Origin of the sequence: Alcaligenes faecalis, from assembly GCF_002443155.1 — a bacterium.
In the GTDB taxonomy this organism is placed as follows: Bacteria; Pseudomonadota; Gammaproteobacteria; order Burkholderiales; family Burkholderiaceae_B; genus Alcaligenes; species Alcaligenes faecalis.
The window spans coordinates 973,206-994,039 of the sequence record NZ_CP023667.1 but is presented as its reverse complement, the minus strand read 5'-3'; the positions used below and the strand labels follow the sequence as shown (position 1 = coordinate 994,039).

Genomic DNA, 20,834 nt, shown 5'->3' with positions numbered 1-20,834 from the left:
AATCAGGGGCTTCACGCTATATATAATTTATAAAATCAGCTACTTGCAATATCGGGATTTACCCCTGTCCTTATTATTTACCCGCCAGATCAATGGCAATGCGAGCTGGCCTATTCTGCAAATTCTCTATCCCACTTTGCAATTTCCCCACCTTCGTCGCTGGGGCACCATGTCATTGCAAATAACGCACTACAAGGATATGAGACATGAGCACCTCGACGAAGATCGACTTTATCTATCTGTCCGAACAGGACATGGTTCGTGCTGGCGTGACCGATATGGCCAGCTGCGTAGATACGATGGAGGAGATGTTCAGCCTGCTGCACCATAACGACTACCGAATGGCAGGAGCCAACAACAACTCGCACGGGTCCATTGTTGTCTTTCCGGAGAACTCCCCCTTCCCCGACATGCCAAAACCGACCCCTGACCGGCGCTTTATGGCCATGCCCGCCTATTTGGGCGGACGTTTCCGTACGGCGGGGATGAAATGGTACGGCTCCAATATAGAAAACCGGGAAAAGGGGCTGCCACGCTCCATCCTGATGTTTGTGCTCAATGACGCGGACACCGGAGCACCATTGGCATTTATGTCTGCCAACCTGTTGTCCGCCTATCGCACAGGAGCCATTCCAGGTGTCGGTGCGCGTCATCTGGCACGCAAGGACTCCAAGGTGGTCGGCATCCTGGGCCCCGGTGTCATGGCTCGCACCTCCCTGTCTGCCTTTATGGCCGTGTGCCCGCAAATTGACACCGTCAAGGTCAAAGGACGCGGCCAGAAAAACCTGAACGCTTTCCTGGCCTGGCTCGCGGAAACCTTCCCACAGATCACCACGGTCCAGGTTGTGGAGACCGATGAAGCTGTGGTTCGGGACAGTGACATCGTGACCTTCTGTGGTTCGGGAGCGGTTGGCGACCCCTCCACCTATCCCACGGTGAAGCGCGCCTGGGTTCGCCCCGGCACCTTTCTGGCCATGCCCGCGCTAGGCAACATCGATCAGGACATGGAGTCCCCCGAAATTCGCAAGGTTCTGGACCATATCGGTCTATATGACGCCTGGTACGAAGAGAACCCCAAACCCGTCCATACCAGTGTGCCTGTAGTAGGGATTCGCTTCATGGATCTGATCGCTGAAGGCCGCATGTCCCGCGATCAGCTGGAGGATCTGGGCCAGATCGTGGCCGGAGAAGCACCGGGCCGCCGAAACGATGAAGAAATCATCATCATGTCCGTGGGCGGAATGCCGGTTGAAGACGTGGCCTGGGGAACAGTGGTGTATCGCAATGCCCTCAAACAAGGCATTGGTACCCGCCTCAATCTCTGGGACGAACCCGTTCTGCGTTAATCCCATGTGGCCACACAAGCAGCCCTGACCACCTTGTGTGGCGCTTTCATCACCGCCTCTTTCAGGACATAAACATGACCTCTATCGTCAAAGTCAAAACGGGCTCCAAATTTGAAGAGTTGGGCAGCTACTCGCGTTTGGTTGCCGTCGACAATCTGATCTTCATGTCCAACACCGCCGGACGCAATCCCCGTACCAAGCTGATTCCCACCGACTTGCGCGAACAAACACTGCAAGTACTGAGCAATATCGAAACCGCACTGGCCTCAGTCGACGCCTGTCTGGCAGATATTGTTGCTGCTCGCGTCTTCATCCAGTTTCCTGAGGATGTGGACACCATCATGCAGGTATATGGTGAAAAAATGCGTGGAATCAATCCAACCCTCACCATGACCAGCCCTCCTCTGGGCTCACCCGAGTACAGGGTAGAAATTGAAGTGACGGCCTATCGCGGTGCCTCCAAAGGCACGATCAAAGAGCTGACCATTACCCCTTGAAAAGCGCCATGCGGTTGACGGTGACCGGTGTCGCGCCGCATGGAACGAGACATCCGGTCTACTCTACAGTCCAAGGAGACGAGCTGTGGCTCCCGTCATCACTCCTGTATCCAGCTCTATCGAGCTGCCAGACTCTTCAACCGTTGTTATTATCGGCGCGGGCATCATTGGCCTTAGCGCCGCCCTGACCCTGGCCGAACGCGGCATCCCCGTTGTTGTGCTTGAAAAGGGCTGTATCGCAGGCGAGCAATCCTCCCGCAATCTAGGCTGGGTGCGCAAAATGAGCCGTGCGGCACCTGATGTACCGTTGGCCCTGGCCGCCGACCAGCTCTGGTCCCAAATGCCTGAACGCCTCGGAGCCGATGTGGGCTACCGTCAGGCTGGCATTATGTACCTGGCCCGCAGCGAGGCTGAAATGCAGCAGCATGAGCAATGGCTAGCCTCGGTTCGGCATCTATCGCTGGACTCTCGCCTGCTCAATCCTTCCCAGATCAATGATATGGTGCCTGGTGGTCAGGGTCGGTGGGCGGGCGGTATTTATACCCCTTCTGATGGTCGCGCCGAACCCACCTTGGCCTGCAGTGCCATTGCGCAGGCTGCCCTGAAAAAAGGGGTTCTGATCGTCGAAAACTGTGCCGTCCGTAACTTGATCATGTCAGCAGGCCGCGTCAGTGGCGTCATGACCGAACGCGGCGCAATACACTGCGAACAGGTGCTGTTGGCAGGCGGCCTCTGGTCTCGACGCTTTCTGGGGAATCTGGGAGTCTCACTGCCAACACTGCCCCTGGTGGCCTCTGTCGTGCGCACCGCTCCTTTGGAGGGCCCTGCGGATATTGCCGTCGGTGCCCCCGACTTCTCATTTCGCAAGCGCCTGGACGGCGGCTTTACCATTACGCAACGCGGGGCTCTGTATGCTCCCTTGATGCTGGACAGTCTGTTACTGGGCAGGCAGTACCTGCCCATGCTGCGTGCTCAATGGAAAAATGTACGTATTTCTCTAGGCCGTGACTTCCTGTCGGATCTTATGTTGGGACGCCGCTGGAAGGGACATCAAATTTCCCCTTTCGAACGTATCAGAACGATGGACCCACCTACCTTGCCTGCTCTGAATACAGAAGCCATGAACAACTTGATTGCAGCCTGGCCCGTTTTTCAGCACGCCATTATCAAGCAAGCCTGGGGGGGCATGATTGATGTCACCCCGGATTCCCTGCCCGTCATTTGCAAGCTAGAACAGACTCCTGGGCTCACCTTGGCCAGTGGATTTTCAGGCCACGGTTTTGGTACTGGTCCGGCCGCTGGTCAATTGGCCGCAGATCTGATCTGCGATACTACTCCTCTCGTCGATCCGGCTCCCTATCGCCTCGATCGTTTTCAACGATAAAAACAAATCGCGGCGACCCCCCACTATCGGGGTCGCCGCGATAATCAGACACGTCACTACAGACTCAAAGATTAATAGCCAACCATCGCTCCACGATCCAGACGCATACAAACTGCCTTCGGTTCGGTGTAGGCCTGGATAGCCTCGCTGCCAAACTCACGCCCCACCCCGGACAGTTTCCGACCGCCAAACGGCACGGCCAAATCCAGCACATTATGGGTATTGAGCCACACCGTCCCGGCATCAATTCGATCCGCAAGCAGGTGAGCCCGCTCCAGATCACGCGTCCAGATACTGGCGGCCAGACCGTAGGGCGTGTCATTGGCCAGATCGACCAGTTGTGAGGACTCCTCGATACGCAAGGCGCAGACCACAGGTCCAAACACTTCCTCACGCATCACAGGCATTTCACGCGATACCTCCGTCAACACGGTAGGCTGATAAAACCAGCCTGCCTCGCCAATCATATCGCCGCCTGCCAATGCCACCGCCCCCTCATCCAGACTGGAGCGAACCAGGCCAGCCACCCGCTCCCGCTGGCGAGCAGAGATCAATGGACCTATTTGAGCTTGCGGATCAGCACCCGATCCCAATTTCAGCGTCCTGGCGATATCGGCCACACCCGCAATCACTTCCTCATACACCGCGGCCTCAATCAACAAGCGCGAGCCCGCTGTACATATCTGACCTGAATTGGAAAAAATAGCGGCAGCCGCCCCAGGCACTGCTCGGCTCAAATCAGCATCGGCCAAAATAATGGTGGGGGATTTGCCACCCAGCTCCAGAGTGACACGTTTCATGGTCGGTGCCGCTGCTGCCCAAATTCGCTGCCCTGTCGCGGTAGAGCCAGTAAACGAGATCTTGCGCACCAGGGGATGTTCGACCAGAGCCGCTCCTACATCATGGCCATAGCCCGTGACAATATTGACTGCACCTGCTGGAAAGCCCGCCTCCAGAATTAACTCCCCCAAGCGCAAGGTCGTCAAGGAGGTTTCTTCAGATGGTTTGAGGACAACGGTACATCCACAAGCGATTGCCGGTGCCAATTTCTGAATAGCTTGTCCCAGAGGAAAGTTCCAAGGGGTAATTCCGCCCACGACGCCCATGGGCTTGCGTTCGGTATAAGCCCGGTAGGACGCCCCATCCTGAACCAGAGGTGAAAGGGCAATATATTCGCCGGAAATTTTAGAACTCCAACCTGCAAAATAACGCAGCGCCTCGATCGCAAAAGGAATATCAATCATGCGTGTGACACTTAACAGCTTGCCGCTATCCAGGGACTCGAGCTGAGCCAGTTCCTCTGCATGTTCTTCGATCAGCAAAGCCAAACGCTCCAACAGCCGCCCCCTGTCCAAAGGACGCATGGACCGCCAGGCCTGACTCTCAAAACAACGGTGGGCCGCCATGACAGCATGGTCGACATCCGCCGCCGTACAAGCTGGAATCGTCGTAATAAACTCGCCCGTTGCCGGATTGAGCACATCAATCCGTCGTGCTGACGGGGAGGCCCCACTGAGCTTTCCATCCAATAACAACAGGCCTTCAGGCATACGTATTTCAGATAAGGCCAGGTCCGGATTTAAAACAGATGCTTGCTTCATAAGTGTCTCTGCTTATTCGAGTAAAAATAGATGTGGTGCGTGCACGGCTGTGCCATCAAGGCAAATCCGTTGTGTCCGTCTGCAGATAGTGGTGAACGGAACTCTTCAGACGGGTATGTGCCAAAACCGCCTCCTCGCTCAGGTCATGCCCCATGCCCGAGCTCTTCCAGCCACCAAATGGCAAGCTGACATCAAGCGTATTGTGGGTATTCACCCAGACAGAGCCGGCCTGAAGCTTGCGCGTCATATAGCGCACCCGGTCCAGATCCCGACTCCAGATGCTGGCACCCAATCCAAACTCGGAGTCATTAGCCAAGCTCACCGCCTGGGCATCATTCTCAAACGAGGCAGCCACCAGAACAGGGCCAAATATTTCTTCACGCACGACCCGCATCTGCGGGCTCACCCCAGCAAGCACCGTCGGCCGTACATAAGCCCCAGGATGATCCAGGCCTTGCCCGCCCGTGCGCAACGAGGCTCCTTCTCGAATCCCTTCTTGCACGTAAGCGAGCACACGCTGACTGTGAGCGCGATTGACCAAGGGGCCCATCGCACTTTGCGAATCCAGTGGAGCTCCCAACGTGATGGACTCGGCAATCGCACTAATACCGTCAACAACCTCATCAAAGACACGGGCATGAGCATACAGGCGTGATCCCGCACAACAGTTCTGACCATGATTGGCAAAGATGGCCCAAGCGGCCTGAGGAATAGCACGCGACAGATCGGCATCCTGGGCAATAATGACGGGCGATTTACCGCCTAACTCCAGGCTGAAACGTTTGAAAGCCCCTGCCGCATCCAGCGCAATCTGCCTGCCAACCTCGGTAGAACCGGTAAAACTCACCATGTCCACATCCGGGTCCCGCACTAACGCAACCCCCACCTCAGGCTCACTGCCTGTCACCACATTAAGTACCCCTTCAGGCAGGCCTGCCTCCAGCGCCAGCTGTGCCAGGTACAAAGCAGTCAGCGGAGTTTGGGGTGCCGGCTTCAAAACGATAGTGCAGCCCGCCGCCAGTGCCGGTGCAATTTTCCAGATCGCAATCCCCAGAGCAACATTCCAGGGGACAATGGCAGCCACCACTCCTACAGCTTCTCGAAACGTGAAACCATCCAGCTCGCCGTCAGGCACATAGGGAACCGACAAAGGGGTCGTTCGCCCCGATAGTTTGGTCGCCCAACCCGCCATATAACGCAACACATGAGCCGAGTAATGCACGTCAACATGCAAGGTGTTCTGCAACAAGCGCCCGCTACACACTGTCTCGATTTCCGACAAGGGGCGAGCATGTTGCTCCAGCAAATCAGCCAGGCGCAGCAAACAGGCCTCACGCTGATGGGGGCGATACCTTGACCAAGCTCCCCCTAAAGCCTTTTTGGCTGCCGATACGGCATCTGCCACATCCAGCATCCGAGCCTGTCCGGCATGGGCGAAAACCTGCCCGGTGCTTGGGTCTTGCAACGCATACGTCGACGCAGCCCTGACCTGCTTTCCACCGATATGAAAGCCATGTGACGAGTCCAGAAAAGAGCGCGTGCTCTGCCCGAGCGATCCATAATCATTGTCCAGACGCAATTCAATCTCCACAGACATGCCGCCCCTGCGGTCTGCACGATCAGGCCGCTTGGCAACATTCAAAACAAAGTTGATTCAATCTTCAGTGCACAGCTCATGGACTTCGACCAGGAGTCTGCTAGCCACTCCAGCGTAGCAATCCAGCTCCGGCGGCAATAGGCACCAATGCGCAGCCACTATCCCTTAAGTGCAGCAAAAAAAGAGCCGTGTCGCCGTCAGCGAGGTTTGAGGACTTCGGAGGGGCTTTGACCGAATCGCGCCCTGAAATCACGTGCAAACTTTCCCAGATGGAAAAAGCCATAACGTGTCGCGATGTCCGTGACGTTCTCCCCTGTTTCCCGAGCATCCAGCAAGGCGGATCGGGCTGCCTCCAGCCGCATGCGCTTTAACTGTGCGCCAGGTGTGGTCTGCCGGAAATTGCGAAATCCGGCATGCAAGGTGCGACGGCTGACGCCCACCGCCTGCACCAGATCGTCAACACAGATGGAGGCCGTTAAATGAGCATGCATATATTCTTCTGCTCGTTTGATGAAAAACGGAGCCGGACTCGTTGTTGCCGAGCAAGCGGGTTGCGCTAATTTGCGTGGCAAGGCACGAACGGCATTAACGACTATTTTTTCAATGGTCTGCCGAAATGCGGGCAAGCCCAGCAAAGAAGCGCCACTGGTCGTGTCCTCGCAAATCGCCTGCAAGATTCCTGACAAGGCCCGTGCCTGACCGTCGGCATTGATACGAGCTATTTCAAAAAAGGCACGCTGCCCCCCTGGACTTAGCCCATCTTCCTCATCCAGGGAATCAATCAGTGCCGCATTCAGCTGCAAGGTCAGGTGGGTGTAGTCTGCCGACATTGAGGAAACAAATGTCTCTCCGGGATGCACGACATACAACATACCTGGCCGAACCTCAAAATGAGCACCCGCCTGACGGTACTGGGCCATGCCACTTAACGGAATCTTGAACAAGTAGTGATCGCTCAGTTCCTGGGCCTCAAGGCTGACAACACCAGCGGGTACGCCATACTCGATGAAATGCAAGGAGAGTCCCTGCAGCAGCAAGCGATTATGCGTAAAACACACGGCTTGCCGCGTATCCAGTTCTAACCGATGCGGGGCGAGAATTGCGCTCAAGTGTTCACGCGCCTGATCCGCAAACCGTGTATTCATCGCCGGAAACCCCTCCAGCCTCAACGCAGGGTTCACACACCCTGCCTGGCTTCGGGCCTGACGTTGAGCTGTTGTCTCGTATCTCATCTCGCCTCCGCTTGAATCAAGAATTCCTGCACCGGCCAATCAGGCGGCTGCGGGTACCAGTACCTCCTCCTCAACTCGGGTGGAGCCCACTTTGAGGTAGACCGATGGCCGATTGCGTTTCAGCCAACTGCCATGCAGATAGCCCGCAATGACCACCACCAGGAACAGAAATGGCAGGTTATTGACCAGAACAGAGTCCGTACCTGTCAGTGCCGAATAATTAGCCAGTGACAAGCAGGTCGCAATGGCCAGGAGCAGACCCGCTAGCAAAGGGGCGCCTGTCTTGGCCAAAGAATATTCACCACGTCGGATGAAAAAGACGCAGATAGAAAAAGATGTAGTCGTGAGCAAACACATCAAGCCCACGGCCCCCATGGATGAAAGACTTGTCGCCAGATTGAGCAAAGGGTCCAGGCCGGCCAAGGCAAAAGCGCCAATCACCACAATAAAAATACAGGTCAAGAAGATACACGCCACATACGGCGAACCATGTTGCGGATGAACCTTGCCCAGCACAGCCGGAATCAAACCGTCGCGCGCCACCGCAAACAAGTAGCGGGCAATATTGTTGGCAAAGCCCAGGGCAGCGGCAAACAGGCTGGTCACCACCAACAGATTCAATGCATGACGGCCTAACTCGCCCAAATATTGTTCACCCATGCCGGTGAGCAAACGTCCCGGGTCTGCGGCGGCCACTGCCTGCAGTTTCTCGGGAGTCACGCTCAACACCAGGCACCAGGAAGAAAAGACATAAAACGTCCCCAACACCAAAATGGCACCGTAGGTTGCCCGTGGAATCGTCACCAGGCTATTTCTGGCCTCTTCTCGATAAATAGCGGTTGCCTCAAAGCCAACCACGCCATTGATGGCATAGATAATGGAGATACCAAAACCAGGCGCCAGCACGGCAGCAGGCGTAAAGCTGCTGAAATCCAGGCCAGTAAATCCGACGTGGTACAAAATCAGCACATCCAGCACCAGAATGAAGGCCACCTCCAGAATCAACAACACCGCCAGCACTTTGGCCGCCATCGTAATTTTTCGATAGCTTAGGTAGGCAATCAAGGCAACACTGATCGCGGCCCACATTTCCCAGCGTGTAGTGACGCCGAAAACCTCTTGCACAAAATCAGTGGAAAAAAAGGCCATCGCCCCCAAGGTGGAGGTAGATGCGCAGATATAGGCAATGATGGCCACATAGGCGGCTGCCACCCCCACCTGTTTGTTCAGGCTGGTCGCAATATAGGCGTAAAAGGCCCCCACATTTCGTACATGGGGAATCATGCGCACATAGCCCACCGCAAAGATCAGCATCACCAGGCAAATCAGCAGCATGGTGCCAGGTGTGCCCGCACCATTGCCAAACGCAAAAGCCAGTGGAACCAGCCCGCCCAACACCCCCAAAGGGGCAGCACAGGCCAGAATCATGAAAATAATGTCAGCAGTGCCCAATTGACCAGGAATCAAACCCGGCTTGGACACTGATCGCGCATCAATGTGGCTCATTGTTGTCTCCGTTTTCGTATTATGTGATTTATGCGCCATGTGCAATTAATGCTAATTTGTCGCTCTGAAAGCAGGTATTGCCGTTCTTCCCCGAAAATTTGCAATTCCGGCCAAATAAGCCGAAATGCATAAAAAATCAGGTACCGAACAAGCTGATGTGCCAAGACAGCTCAACGCAAGCAAACACATGGATTTCAAAGCAGGATCAGAAACTGGCGCTGAGGACCAGTTGCGTATAGATATTGGTTGAGGCATTTCTGTTCTGGCTGCCGCCATTGGCCTCATACTGGCGTGGCTTGTATAAGCCCACCAAAGGGGTAATGGTGATGTGGTCCGTCACCGCCCAGTCCAAATACAGATCGACGGCATTGGCATCACTGTTGAGCACATCTCGATTGGCAACGGTTCTGTAGTTATAGAAAATCGCGCCTACAGTCAGATTGTCATAAGGTCGGGCTCGCAAGGAGATGGCATGTACCGCCAGATTGCTGGCAAATGCACCTGGGACATAGTTTCCTGCTACCTCTCCATGCGTCCAGCCATCATCCAAGTACCCACCCGTAAAGAAGGGATCCCAGCGCTTTGAGTAATGGCTGTAGCGGTAACTGATTTCCGGACTCCAGGCCATATCGGCAAAGGTGTAGCCAGCTTGAACAGACCACGCCGTTTCATGGCCAGACTGCTTGTCCTGACGAGCCAAATCGAAGCCGAATTTGGCATTTTCTATACCCGCGCTTCCCTCTCCGAACAGGCCGTAAATGTTCATATTCTTGCGCTCCAATGCCATGGCATCGGCGTACTGCTTATCTACATCCAGACCCCGGATATAACTGAAGCCTACGGTCCCTTCAGCAGCGGTGTACTCGACCGTCCCAACCGCCATTTCCGTCTTGGCCATTGCCGGGTTGTCGGACTTGATCCACATGGCACTACCATGCAGCCCCTCCTTGCCGCCCAAACGTAAAACAGCGGTCTTGGCAAAAGAATGACGAGGGCCCAGATAGTAAGCACCACCTCGATCAAACTCCCTGCCCATACCTCTGCCTGGATTGGCTGCATCGTCATAGACCAGAAACCCTCGGCCAACCTTGATGCTCTGCCGACCAAAGGAAATATCAATGCCATCCTGGCCCAAGAAGGGAAACAAGCTCCCCGTGCGCCACCCCACATAGGCATCCTCAAAACTGGTGCGCCTCTCTTTTCCTATCGAATAACCGCCAGGGTCGCCGTCGCCCCAAGTGCCAGAGCTGATCAAGGCCAGGCTACCGTACACAGAGCCAGCACCAATGCGATCCGTTTCACCACTTAAACCATATTTGGCAAACCCTTCCTGCCATCCAAAACGGCCTGGACGACCTATATAGTTATGCTTGCTGTTCAAGACACCAAAGACAACGGTCAGATCAGCATTGAGCTCAGTACCCTCTTCACGATAGAGCTCGTAGGCTTGAGACTGAGGAATAGAGACGCATAAGATGCCCGCAGCGAGCAAGGATGCGCGAATGATTGAGTGCATGGAGCAACTCCTTTCTTTCTTATAGGAACTACAGCCTGAAATCATCCTGTGGGATGCCGATGTATGCAGAACCTGTGCTAAGCGCCAGAACCTTGGCATGCAGCAACAAATTCAAGCCCTATCAGGCTAAATAGCCCCCTCCTGTCCCGCTATCCCATTCACGCAGATGGCAGCCCTTTCCTGCACTTATTCACCAAACTAGCGAAAACCGCCCTTCCGCCCGTCGCTCGCGGCCTGGACGAAATAAAAAAAGCCCGCTTTTTTAAGCGGGCTTTCAATTCACTGCAGAAGTACAGCTATACGTTCAGGTAGACAAAAACTCATCCACCAACTCAATCCAATGCTTGACCGCAGTCCGACCCGCTCCATTCAAATGATTCCCGCAGGCCATATTGGCCGTGACAATCAGGTCAGGCTTGCTGCTTTCCAGCGCATCCATCTTGCGATCACGCAGGCGTCCTGCGATCTCGGGTTGAGTCAACGAATAGGTGCCAGCCGAACCGCAGCACAGGTGGCTATCCGGCACAGCGCCCAGGTCGAAACCCAGACGAGTCAATACAGCTTCGACTCGCCCACCCAGTTTTTGCGCATGCTGCAAAGTACAAGGGCAATGAAAAGCCAGACGTGGGCGGGTTTGCGTGTTCAGGCATTCCTCCAAAGGCTGCTCCTCCAGCACTTCGACCAGATCCTTGGCCAGTTCACTGACACGGCGAGCGCGCTCGGCATAGGCCGGATCATTTCTGAACAAGTCCACGTACTCTTTCACGAAGGCCCCGCAGCCGCTGGAGGTCTGCACAATCGCTACCGCCCCTTGTTCGATCTGCGGCCACCAAGCGTCGATATTGCGACGCGCCTGCTCCAGGCCTTGCTCTTGCGCACCCAAGTGAAAGGACGAGGCACCACAGCAGCCCGCCTGAGCGATGGGCGTCACGCTAATGCCCAAGCGATCCAGCACTCGGGCCGTCGCGGCGTTAATGGAAGGTGCCATGGCTGGCTGCACACAGCCTTCCAGCATCAGGACTCGTTTGCTGTGTCGCTGTGCAGGTCGCGTCAAATCCGCATTTTGCTTGGGCGGAATTTTTTCCTGTAAAGAAGATGGCAGCAAGGGGCGCATGGTTCGCGCGACCCCCAGCAAGGCACCGACTCGACCAGGCTCAGGCAGAATTTGCGTCAAGGCGACTCGCATGGCGCGGTCCTTCAAAGGCCGCTTTACTTTGGGTTCCAAAGCGGCCCGACCTATATCCAGCAAGTTGTGATATTTCACCCCCGAAGGACAGGTCGTTTCACAGTTACGGCAGCTCAGGCAGCGATCCAGGTGATGCTGGGTCAATTCCGAGGTAGCCTTGCCTTCCAGGAACATCTTGATCAGGTAAATACGGCCACGGGGACCGTCCAGCTCATTGCCCTGGTCCAGATAGGTGGGACAGGTGGCATTACAGAACCCGCAATGCACACAGGAGCGCAAAATGGCCTGGGCTTGCTCGGCTTGCGGCAGTTGCTGAGCCCATGGTGTCAGTTGTGTTTGCATGTGGACTCCGCCGAAGGAAAGAGACGACCTGGATTAAAAATGGCAGCAGGGTCCAGCTGTTGCTTCAAGCGCTGATGCCATATCAACAAGGACTCGGGCAAGACATCCTGCCCGGCGCCTGATCCGGACCAGCAACGGGCATGCCCTTTCAAGGCTTGAGCTTGCGCATGAATCTGCTCGGCAGGCGCATCGGATTTCAGCCACAGCTGTGTCCCACCCCAATCCACCAGAATCTGGCCGGGCCATGTTTGTACGGGAGCATCCACTGGCAAGGCGATTCGCCACAAGGTGCCGGGCTGCTTGAAAAACTCCAGGCGCTGCTCGCACAAATCATCCCAATAGGACAAGTCCAAAGCTTCTCCGCCAATTTGCTCCTGAGCCAATTGCACTGAGCTGTCGCCACCTTCCAGACGCAAATGCAAACGCCCGTCCTGCCACGCTGCGCCCGTAATGGGGCGACTTTGATCACGCCAGCTACGCAACAGACCCGCAATTTCCTGCTGATCCACCTCCAGAACCAGACTGGCGCGACTACGAGGACGAGGCAAGACTTTGAAAGACACCTCGGTAATTACACCCAGGGAACCCTGTGCACCGACCATCAGTCGCGACACGTCATAACCGGCGACGTTCTTCATGACCTGGCCACCAAAGCGCATATGCGTACCCATGCCACTGATCAAACGGCAGCCCAGCACATAGTCTCGTAATGAGCCTACCCAAGGCCGACGCGGCCCCGACAAACCACAGGCGGTGGCTCCACCAACCGTGGCTTGGCCATCAAACAAAGGAGGCTCAAAAGGCAGGCATTGGCCTTGTTCGTTCAAGACCGTTTCCAGAGCTTGCAAGGACGTCCCGGCACGCACCGTGACCACCAGCTCCGCCGGGTCGTAATCGACCACACCTTCATGGCCGGCCAAGCTCAACTCTTGCCCTTGCACGGCTTTGCCTAGAAAGGATTTGGTATTGCCACCCTGCAAACGCAAAGGGGTTTTCGTGGCCAGGGCTTGCTGAACCTGCTCCAGCAACTCAGCGCTGCGATCCTGACTCTTATGTTCTACGGTACTCATCAGAAGCGCTCCAACTCTGGGAAAGGCAATTGCCCGTGATGGATGTGCATGCCACCCATTTCTGCACAGCGGTGCAGAGTAGGAATGTTCTTGCCGGGATTCAGCATGGTTTTGGGATCAAAGGCAGCTTTGATCGCATGGAAAAACTGCAGCTCGTCTTCGTTGAACTGCACGCACATCTGATTGATTTTTTCTCGGCCTACACCGTGCTCGCCGGTAATTGTGCCGCCTACTTCCACACACAATTCCAGAATCTTGCCACCCAAGGCTTCGGCACGCTCCAGCTCGCCGGGCTCATTGGCATCGAACAGAATCAGAGGATGCATATTGCCATCGCCCGCATGAAACACGTTGGCGACGCGTAAGCCATATTCTTCGGAAAGCTCGGCGGTTTTCTTCAGGACATACGCCAGCTGACGACGCGGAATGGTGCCATCCATGCAGTAATAGTCAGGAGAAATCCGTCCCACCGCAGGGAAGGCGTTTTTACGGCCGGCCCAGAAGCGCTGCCGTTCCTGCTCGTCCCGAGCAACCCGCACTTCTTGCGCACCCGCCTTGAACAGCACCTGCTCGACACGGGCCACATCATCCTGCACATCCTCCAAAGCGCCATCAATCTCGCAGAGCAAGATCGCTTGTGCATCCACAGGATAGCCAGCATGAATAAAGTCCTCGGCCGCACGAATGGACATTTGATCCATCATTTCCAGTCCTGCGGGCACAATGCCTTGGGCAATAATCTGAGCCACGGCATCCGCTGCTTTTTCCACTTCGTCAAAGCTGGCCAGCAACACCACCGTACAAGGAGGGCGTGCCAGCAACTTGACGGTAATTTCTGTGACTACGCCCAGCATCCCTTCAGAGCCCGTAAACAGGGCCATCAGATCAAAGCCGGGGGTATCCAGGGCTTCGGAGCCCAGGATCAATCGTTCGCCTGTGACGGTAATGACTTCCAGGCGCAAGATATTGTGTACGGTCAGACCATATTTCAGGCAGTGCACGCCGCCCGCGTTTTCCGCTACGTTGCCACCAATCGAACAGGCAATCTGCGAAGACGGGTCCGGTGCGTAGTACAGCCCAAAGGGTTGAGCCGCCTGAGAGATCGCGATGTTACGCACGCCTGGTTGAACCCGAGCAATCCCGGCTACGGGGTCCAGATCCAGAATCTGGTTCAGGCGCGCCATCACCAGCAAAATGCCCTGCTCCAATGGCATAGCGCCGCCTGACAAACCGGTACCCGCACCACGGGCGACTACCGGCACGCCAACTTCGTGGGCCAAACGCATCACGGCCTGTACCTGCTCCACATTACGGGGCAACACCACCAGCAAGGGTTTGGCGCGATAAACACTCAGTCCATCGCACTCGTAAGGGTGCAACTGCTCATCTGTGTGCAGTACATCCAGGCCGGGAATATCATCACGCAAACGGCTAAGCAGCTGCATCTTGTCCACGCGGGGCAGCACACCGTCCAGTTTTTTGTCGTAGCGCAAGCTCATGACGCCTCCTGTCTTTTAAAGTCTCCTGAAACGGATGGTCTTTGATGCAGGCGGGCTTGTCCAGCCGCCAGACTACTGGTCCGACCAGTTTTTACCCTTAGAGAGTATTAGGGTTTATCTTTATACTTAAAAATCAGACAGATAGATAATCAGCTTGTTATCATTTCCACAAGCATACAACTGGTCTGACCACAGATGAAAATGCAGGAACCCAAGCGTTTGGAAGTTACCGCCGAGCTGGTCGCCCAACGCATCGAAACTTTTATCATGGATGGCGTCCTGAAACCGGGACAAGTCCTGCCCTCCGAGCGGCAACTGACGCAAAGGCTGGCCGTGTCCCGCTCTGCGCTGCGGGAAGGACTGCAAATCCTGCGCGTGCGCGGCTTGATTGAAACCCGGCATGGCAAAGGTTCCTTCGTTGCCAACCTGATTGATGCCGCCGTCAGCAAGCCGCTGGAGCACCTGCTGCAAGCGCAGGGACGCACACTGTATGACTTGCTCGAAGTGCGTGAACTGCTTGAAAGCGAGGCTGCCCAGTTAGCCGCGTCCAGAGGGACCGAAGCCGATCACATCATGATAAGACGGCGCTTTCAGGAGCTGGAACATCTGCAGATGCAGGATGCGGCTCCTGAGCAGGTTGCTCGGGCCGACCATGCTTTTCATGCCGCTATCTGTGAGGCCTCGCATAACCCGGTTTTGGTGCACATGATCAGCCTGTTCAACGACTTGATGCTGTCTACGGTGCGTGTGTCCGTACAGCACCTGTACCCCGATCATGACTCCAAACGCAGGCTGGACAGGCAACATGCCCGTTTATGCAATGCCGTCACACAAGGCCAGGCTGACTTGGCCCGACGCGCAGCCAAAGAACATATTGATGGGATACGACGACAGCTTCAGGAACTGGAGGCCAAACAGCTGCGTCTGGAGCACGCTCGGCAGCGTCTGAATGGCCTCTAGTTCCTTTATTTACTTCACCAGCAGATTGGCCAGCATATAGCCCGATCCGGCTCCCGTCCCTGCACCAGGCCAGGTCGAGGCGCCGCACAAATACAGGTCCTTGATCGGCGTCTTGTATTTGGAGTAACCGGCAACCGGGCGGAAGAAGAAGTTCTGATCCAGGTGATGGCTGCCCGAGAGGTTATCCCCACCAATCAAGTTCGCATTGAACTGCTCCAGATCCTGGGGCGACATGATGTGGCGGGCTAAAATCTTGCTACGCAAACCGGGCGCATAGCTTTCAAGCAGATCCAGAACGCGCTCTGCATACGCGTCTTTAAGCTGCGACCAATCGCCAGCAGCAATCTGACCAGAAGCGTCGCCCTTAATCTGGGCAGGCAATACGCGCACTTGAATCCACAGGGTGTGTTTGCCCTCTGGGGCACGGGAAGGATCCAGAGCCGTACCTTGCCCAACCACCAGCACAGGCTCGACAGGCAACAAGCCTGCGGCGGCTTCGGCGTAAACACGGCTCATCATGGCCATATCGGGTGCCAGATGCACGTAGGAGAAACGCTGCAGCTCGGCACCGGCTTTCCAGTCGGGTAGCCCGTCCAGCGCCAAATGAATCATCATAGTGCCCAAACCGGGGCGGAAGGCATCGACTTTCTTCTGATAATCCTTGGAAACGGCAGCGGACTGCACCAGACGACCAAAGACTAGCTGAGGATTCAGATTCGCGATCACCGCCTTGCGTGCTTTCAGGCGACGACCATCAACCAGGACAACACCACTGGCGCGACCATTCTCTTGTTCAATTGTCTGCACGGGGGCATTCAACAGCAGCTCACCGCCCAGCTCCTGCAGCAAGCTCGTCATGGCACGGATAATCGTGTCAGCACCGCCCTGCCCGATCACCATACCGAAGGCTTGATTGGCCATGGACTCCAGATAAGGGAATAAAGCACCACCGGCTGTGTCTGGTGTGAAATCCACATGCAGCCCCCAGGCTGCCATCATGGCTTTCAATGAATCGCTCTCAAAATGGCGGTCCAGAAAGTCACGAGGCGTCGCCAGCAGCAATTGCATCAGCTCTGCAACGCCATCCTTGCCCAGCTCACGCCAGCTCTTCCAGGCGCTTTTCATCAGGCCCCAGGAAGGCATGGGGCTACCGAGCACAGCAAACAGGTGAGGAGCCTTGCTCTGGAAATCATCCAGCATGGCCTGCCAAGCCTGAGCGTCCTTTTCAGAAACAGCGCGTATCCGCTTCAAGGTCGTTTCCAGATCCGTGCTGACACCCAAATAGCTGTGATCCCGAAACACACTGGCAAAGCAATGTTCTGCAGGGACGAAAGCCAAACCGTGACGGCCTAGAGCCTCTTTATGACGCTGGAAAAACGCAGAGCCCGCAAAGGAGGACAGATTCATGGCGCACACATCATGCCTGAAGCCTGGCAGGGTCAATTCCTGAGTGCTGACTGCACCACCTGCGGAGCTTTTTGCTTCCACAACCTGAACTTTCCAGCCTTTGCTGGCCAGCTCCACGGCTGCTGCCAAGCCATTGTGCCCTGCCCCAACCACAATCGCATCTACTACTGTCTCTGCACCCACGGGCAACTCCTTTAGCTCTAAAGTATTTATCCGTATTCTACGGCGCAAAGGAGAAACTGAGTAGGAATTTCAGAGGAGATCAGGCTTGTATGCCATCAGGGCGTGCCGCTGGCCTGTGCGTTGGCGACGCATAAAACAAAACCCCCGCAAGCGGTGCGCTTGCGGGGGTTTTGAGGAATAAGAGCTTGACGATGACCTACTTTCACAGACGTCCGTCCACTATCATCGGCGCAAAGGCGTTTCACAATCCTGTTCGGGATGGGAAGGTGTGGGACCACCTCGCTATGGTCGTCAAGCGTAACTGGTTGCCGAGTCGTCTTTTTAAGGGACGCCCCAGCCAATTGGAAGAAGCACACCACTAGCGATCAGTACGGATCAGCTAGCAGCGGTTACGAAGGTGTCGAGCGCGGGTTGCGCTGCACTTCAATATTACGTTCTGTGGTCAACAACTTAACTCACTACAACCTCAAGGGTTATAGGATCAAGCCACACGGGCAATTAGTACTGGTTAGCTACATGCATTACTGCACTTCCACACCCAGCCTATCAACGTCCTGGTCTCGGACGACCCTACAGGGAGGTCAAGCCTCCGGGATATCTAATCTTCAGACGAGTTTCCCGCTTAGATGCCTTCAGCGGTTATCTCTTCCGTACGTAGCTACTCGGCAATGCCATTGGCATGACAACCGATACACCAGTGGTACGTCCACTCCGGTCCTCTCGTACTAGGAGCAGGCTCCGTCAAATATCCAACGCCCACGGCAGATAGGGACCAAACTGTCTCACGACGTTTTAAACCCAGCTCACGTACCTCTTTAAATGGCGAACAGCCATACCCTTGGGACCGGCTACAGCCCCAGGATGAGATGAGCCGACATCGAGGTGCCAAACACCGCCGTCGATATGAACTCTTGGGCGGTATCAGCCTGTTATCCCCAGAGTACCTTTTATCCGTTGAGCGATGGCCCTTCCATACAGAACCACCGGATCACTATGTCCTACTTTCGTACCTGTTCGACTTGTCAGTCTCACAGTCAAGCACGCTTATGCCATTGCACTATCAAGACGATTTCCGACCGTCTCTAGCGTACCTTCGAACTCCTCCGTTACACTTTAGGAGGAGACCGCCCCAGTCAAACTGCCCACCATGCACGGTCCCCGATCCCGATAAGGGACCTAGGTTAGAACCGCAAACAGACCAGGGTGGTATTTCAAGGATGACTCCACGCGATCTGGCGACCACGCTTCAACGTCTCCCACCTATCCTACACAGGCCGGTTCACAATCCAATGCAAAGCTACAGTAAAGGTTCATGGGGTCTTTCCGTCTAGCCGCGGGGAGATTGCATCATCACAACCATGTCAACTTCGCTGAGTCTCAGGAGGAGACAGTGTGGCCATCGTTACGCCATTCGTGCAGGTCGGAACTTACCCGACAAGGAATTTCGCTACCTTAGGACCGTTATAGTTACGGCCGCCGTTTACCGGGGCTTCGATCAAGAGCTTGCACCCCATCACTTAACCTTCCGGCACCGGGCAGGCGTCACACCCTATACGTCCACTTTCGTGTTTGCAGAGTGCTGTGTTTTTAGTAAACAGTCGCAGCCACCGATTCACTGCGGCCTCTTCATGCTTTGTGCGCAGGCACATCACACTAATGAGGCATACCTTCTCCCGAAGTTACGGTATTAATTTGCCGAGTTCCTTCTCCTGAGTTCTCTCAAGCGCCTTGGAATATTCATCCCGTCCACCTGTGTCGGTTTGCGGTACGGTCTCGTAGAGCTGAAGCTTAGAGGCTTTTCTTGGAACTGCTTCCAGTTAGTTTAGAGCCGAAGCTCTATCCAGTCACACCCTTGAATTACGCACCCGGATTTGCCTAAGTGCCTTCTATGATGCGCCAACGGGGACATCCAACACCCCGATAACATTCTGCAATCCGTCCCCCCATCGCACTCTACGACGGTGCGGGAATATTAACCCGCTTCCCATCAGCTACGCATCTCTGCCTCGCCTTAGGGGCCGACTCACCCTGCGCCGATGAACGTTGCGCAGGAAACCTTGGACTTACGGCGAGGGGGCTTTTCACCCCCTTTATCGCTACTCATGTCAGCATTCTCACTTCCGATACCTCCAGCATTCCTCACGGAACACCTTCACAGGCTTACGGAACGCTCTCCTACCATGTGTACATAGTACACATCCGCAGCTTCGGTCTATGGCTTAGCCCCGTTACATCTTCCGCGCAGGACGACTCGATCAGTGAGCTATTACGCTTTCTTTAAAGGATGGCTGCTTCTAAGCCAACCTCCTGACTGTCTATGCCTTCCCACTTCGTTTCCCACTTAGCCATAGTTAGGGACCTTAGCTGGCGGTCTGGGTTGTTTCCCTCTTGAGTCCGGACGTTAGCACCCGGTGCTCTGTCTCCCGTACTGTACTTGCCGGTATTCGGAGTTTGCCATGGGTTGGTAAGTCGCTGTGACCCCCTAGCCATAACAGTGCTCTACCCCCGGCAGTAATATACGAGGCACTACCTAAATAGTTTTCGGAGAGAACCAGCTATCTCCAGGCTTGTTTAGCCTTTCACTCCGATCCACAGCTCATCCCCTAATTTTTCAACATTAGTGGGTTCGGTCCTCCAGCACGTGTTACCGTGCCTTCAACCTGGCCATGGATAGATCGCCTGGTTTCGGGTCTACACCCAGCGACTGAATCGCCCTATTCGGACTCGCTTTCGCTACGCCTCCCCTATTCGGTTAAGCTTGCCACTGAATGTAAGTCGCTGACCCATTATACAAAAGGTACGCAGTCACACCACGAAGGTGCTCCTACTGTTTGTATGCATACGATTTCAGGATCTATTTCACTCCCCTTCCGGGGTTCTTTTCGCCTTTCCCTCACGGTACTGGTTCACTATCGGTCGATCACGAGTATTTAGCCTTGGAGGATGGTCCCCCCATATTCAGACAGGATTTCACGTGTCCCGCCCTACTTGTTCGATGCTTAGTTCCACGTACTGAATTTCGCCTACAGGGCTATCACCTGCTACGGCTGGACTTTCCATTCCATTCGACTATTCACTACGCTAAAACATCCAGGCTGGTCCGGTTTCGCTCGCCACTACTTCCGGAATCTCGGTTGATTTCTTTTCCTCGAGTTACTGAGATGGTTCAGTTCACTCGGTTCGCCTCCACATGCCTATGTATTGAGCATGGGATACCGTATTACTACGGTGGGTTTCCCCATTCGGACATCTACGGATCAAAGCTTGTTTGCCAGCTCCCCGTAGCTTTTCGCAGGCTACCGCGTCCTTCATCGCCTGTGATCGCCAAGGCATCCATCATATGCACTTATTCGCTTGATCCTATAACGCTTGATGCTGTTATAGGAATATGAGTATACGTTGTTGCCGTTCATCAATCCTTAGCTGTCATCCAATCCGAAGATCGAACAACGTCTATATTTTTGAGAACTTTCGTTGAACATAATTTGTTCTGTTGCAATCACAACCC

The 20,834-nt window shown here is 55.1% G+C and carries 13 protein-coding genes and 2 rRNA genes; 4 read left to right on the top strand and 11 right to left on the bottom strand.

What is annotated here, in order from left to right:
* Positions 1-206 precede the first annotated feature (206 nt).
* The 3 genes from CPY64_RS04530 to CPY64_RS04520 all read left to right on the top strand — a co-directional run bounded on the left by CPY64_RS04530 (position 207) and on the right by CPY64_RS04520 (position 3,227).
* On the top strand, positions 207-1,346 hold the full coding sequence (locus CPY64_RS04530; RefSeq protein WP_042487669.1) for an ornithine cyclodeaminase family protein: 1,140 nt from the start codon (positions 207-209) through the stop codon (positions 1,344-1,346).
* A gap of 74 nt (positions 1,347-1,420) precedes the next feature.
* Positions 1,421-1,843 carry a Rid family hydrolase gene (locus CPY64_RS04525; RefSeq protein ID WP_042487671.1) on the top strand — a complete coding sequence of 141 codons (423 nt, stop codon included), beginning with the start codon at positions 1,421-1,423 and terminating at the stop codon, positions 1,841-1,843.
* An 85-nt stretch (positions 1,844-1,928) separates the two neighbouring features.
* On the top strand, positions 1,929-3,227 hold the full coding sequence (locus CPY64_RS04520; protein ID WP_042487674.1) for an NAD(P)/FAD-dependent oxidoreductase: 1,299 nt from the start codon (positions 1,929-1,931) through the stop codon (positions 3,225-3,227).
* A 71-nt stretch (positions 3,228-3,298) separates the two neighbouring features.
* Here the strand turns inward: CPY64_RS04520 and CPY64_RS04515 are convergent, their stop codons facing one another.
* From CPY64_RS04515 to glcD, 8 genes are all read right to left on the bottom strand, one after another.
* Positions 3,299-4,828 (bottom strand): aldehyde dehydrogenase family protein, encoded by a 1,530-nt coding sequence (locus CPY64_RS04515; RefSeq protein WP_080723824.1) that lies wholly within the window; start codon positions 4,826-4,828, stop codon positions 3,299-3,301.
* A gap of 55 nt (positions 4,829-4,883) precedes the next feature.
* On the bottom strand, positions 4,884-6,425 hold the full coding sequence (locus CPY64_RS04510; RefSeq protein WP_042487677.1) for an aldehyde dehydrogenase family protein: 1,542 nt from the start codon (positions 6,423-6,425) through the stop codon (positions 4,884-4,886).
* Positions 6,426-6,622: 197 nt separating this feature from the next.
* Positions 6,623-7,570 (bottom strand): AraC family transcriptional regulator, encoded by a 948-nt coding sequence (locus tag CPY64_RS04505; RefSeq protein ID WP_052363012.1) that lies wholly within the window; start codon positions 7,568-7,570, stop codon positions 6,623-6,625.
* Between the two features lie 126 nt (positions 7,571-7,696).
* Positions 7,697-9,163: an APC family permease gene (locus CPY64_RS04500; RefSeq protein WP_042487679.1), complete on the bottom strand. Its 1,467-nt coding sequence runs from the start codon at positions 9,161-9,163 to the stop codon at positions 7,697-7,699.
* A gap of 205 nt (positions 9,164-9,368) precedes the next feature.
* The gene (locus tag CPY64_RS04495) at positions 9,369-10,679 is read right to left on the bottom strand and encodes an alginate export family protein (RefSeq protein WP_042487683.1); all 1,311 of its coding nucleotides are present in this window, start codon (positions 10,677-10,679) and stop codon (positions 9,369-9,371) included.
* 304 nt (positions 10,680-10,983) lie between these two features.
* Positions 10,984-12,207: a glycolate oxidase subunit GlcF gene (glcF, locus tag CPY64_RS04490; RefSeq protein ID WP_042487686.1), complete on the bottom strand. Its 1,224-nt coding sequence runs from the start codon at positions 12,205-12,207 to the stop codon at positions 10,984-10,986.
* A complete protein-coding gene (glcE, locus tag CPY64_RS04485; RefSeq protein WP_042487689.1) occupies positions 12,192-13,277 on the bottom strand; it encodes a glycolate oxidase subunit GlcE in 1,086 nt (361 codons plus the stop codon). Before glcE ends, glcF begins: the two co-directional genes overlap by 16 nt.
* Positions 13,277-14,776, bottom strand: a complete 1,500-nt coding sequence (gene glcD, locus CPY64_RS04480) for a glycolate oxidase subunit GlcD (RefSeq protein ID WP_042487692.1) — start codon at positions 14,774-14,776, stop codon at positions 13,277-13,279. The genes glcE and glcD overlap by 1 nt, the downstream gene beginning before the upstream one ends.
* 195 nt (positions 14,777-14,971) lie before the next feature.
* Here glcD and glcC point away from each other — a divergent pair, with 195 nt between their 5' ends.
* A complete protein-coding gene (glcC, locus tag CPY64_RS04475) occupies positions 14,972-15,736 on the top strand; it encodes a transcriptional regulator GlcC (protein WP_080723826.1) in 765 nt (254 codons plus the stop codon).
* Positions 15,737-15,745: 9 nt separating this feature from the next.
* Here the strand turns inward: glcC and CPY64_RS04470 are convergent, their stop codons facing one another.
* The 3 genes from CPY64_RS04470 to CPY64_RS04460 all read right to left on the bottom strand — a co-directional run bounded on the left by CPY64_RS04470 (position 15,746) and on the right by CPY64_RS04460 (position 20,686).
* On the bottom strand, positions 15,746-17,326 hold the full coding sequence (locus tag CPY64_RS04470; RefSeq protein WP_080723827.1) for a phytoene desaturase family protein: 1,581 nt from the start codon (positions 17,324-17,326) through the stop codon (positions 15,746-15,748).
* 183 nt (positions 17,327-17,509) lie between these two features.
* Positions 17,510-17,622: ribosomal RNA gene (gene rrf / locus CPY64_RS04465) — 5S ribosomal RNA — on the bottom strand.
* A 181-nt stretch (positions 17,623-17,803) separates the two neighbouring features.
* A 23S ribosomal RNA gene (locus CPY64_RS04460) occupies positions 17,804-20,686 on the bottom strand.
* Positions 20,687-20,834: the final 148 nt, after the last annotated feature.

Coding starts and splice junctions, on each gene's coding strand:
- CPY64_RS04530 (WP_042487669.1), top strand. CDS start 207: ATGAGCACCTCGACGAAGATCGACTTTATCTATCTGTCCGAACAGGAC.
- CPY64_RS04525 (WP_042487671.1), top strand. CDS start 1,421: ATGACCTCTATCGTCAAAGTCAAAACGGGCTCCAAATTTGAAGAGTTG.
- CPY64_RS04515 (WP_080723824.1), bottom strand. CDS start 4,828: ATGAAGCAAGCATCTGTTTTAAATCCGGACCTGGCCTTATCTGAAATA.
- CPY64_RS04510 (WP_042487677.1), bottom strand. CDS start 6,425: ATGTCTGTGGAGATTGAATTGCGTCTGGACAATGATTATGGATCGCTC.
- CPY64_RS04505 (WP_052363012.1), bottom strand. CDS start 7,570: ATGAATACACGGTTTGCGGATCAGGCGCGTGAACACTTGAGCGCAATT.
- CPY64_RS04500 (WP_042487679.1), bottom strand. CDS start 9,163: ATGAGCCACATTGATGCGCGATCAGTGTCCAAGCCGGGTTTGATTCCT.
- CPY64_RS04495 (WP_042487683.1), bottom strand. CDS start 10,679: ATGCACTCAATCATTCGCGCATCCTTGCTCGCTGCGGGCATCTTATGC.
- glcF (WP_042487686.1), bottom strand. CDS start 12,207: ATGCAAACACAACTGACACCATGGGCTCAGCAACTGCCGCAAGCCGAG.
- glcE (WP_042487689.1), bottom strand. CDS start 13,277: ATGAGTACCGTAGAACATAAGAGTCAGGATCGCAGCGCTGAGTTGCTG.
- glcD (WP_042487692.1), bottom strand. CDS start 14,776: ATGAGCTTGCGCTACGACAAAAAACTGGACGGTGTGCTGCCCCGCGTG.
- glcC (WP_080723826.1), top strand. CDS start 14,972: ATGAAAATGCAGGAACCCAAGCGTTTGGAAGTTACCGCCGAGCTGGTC.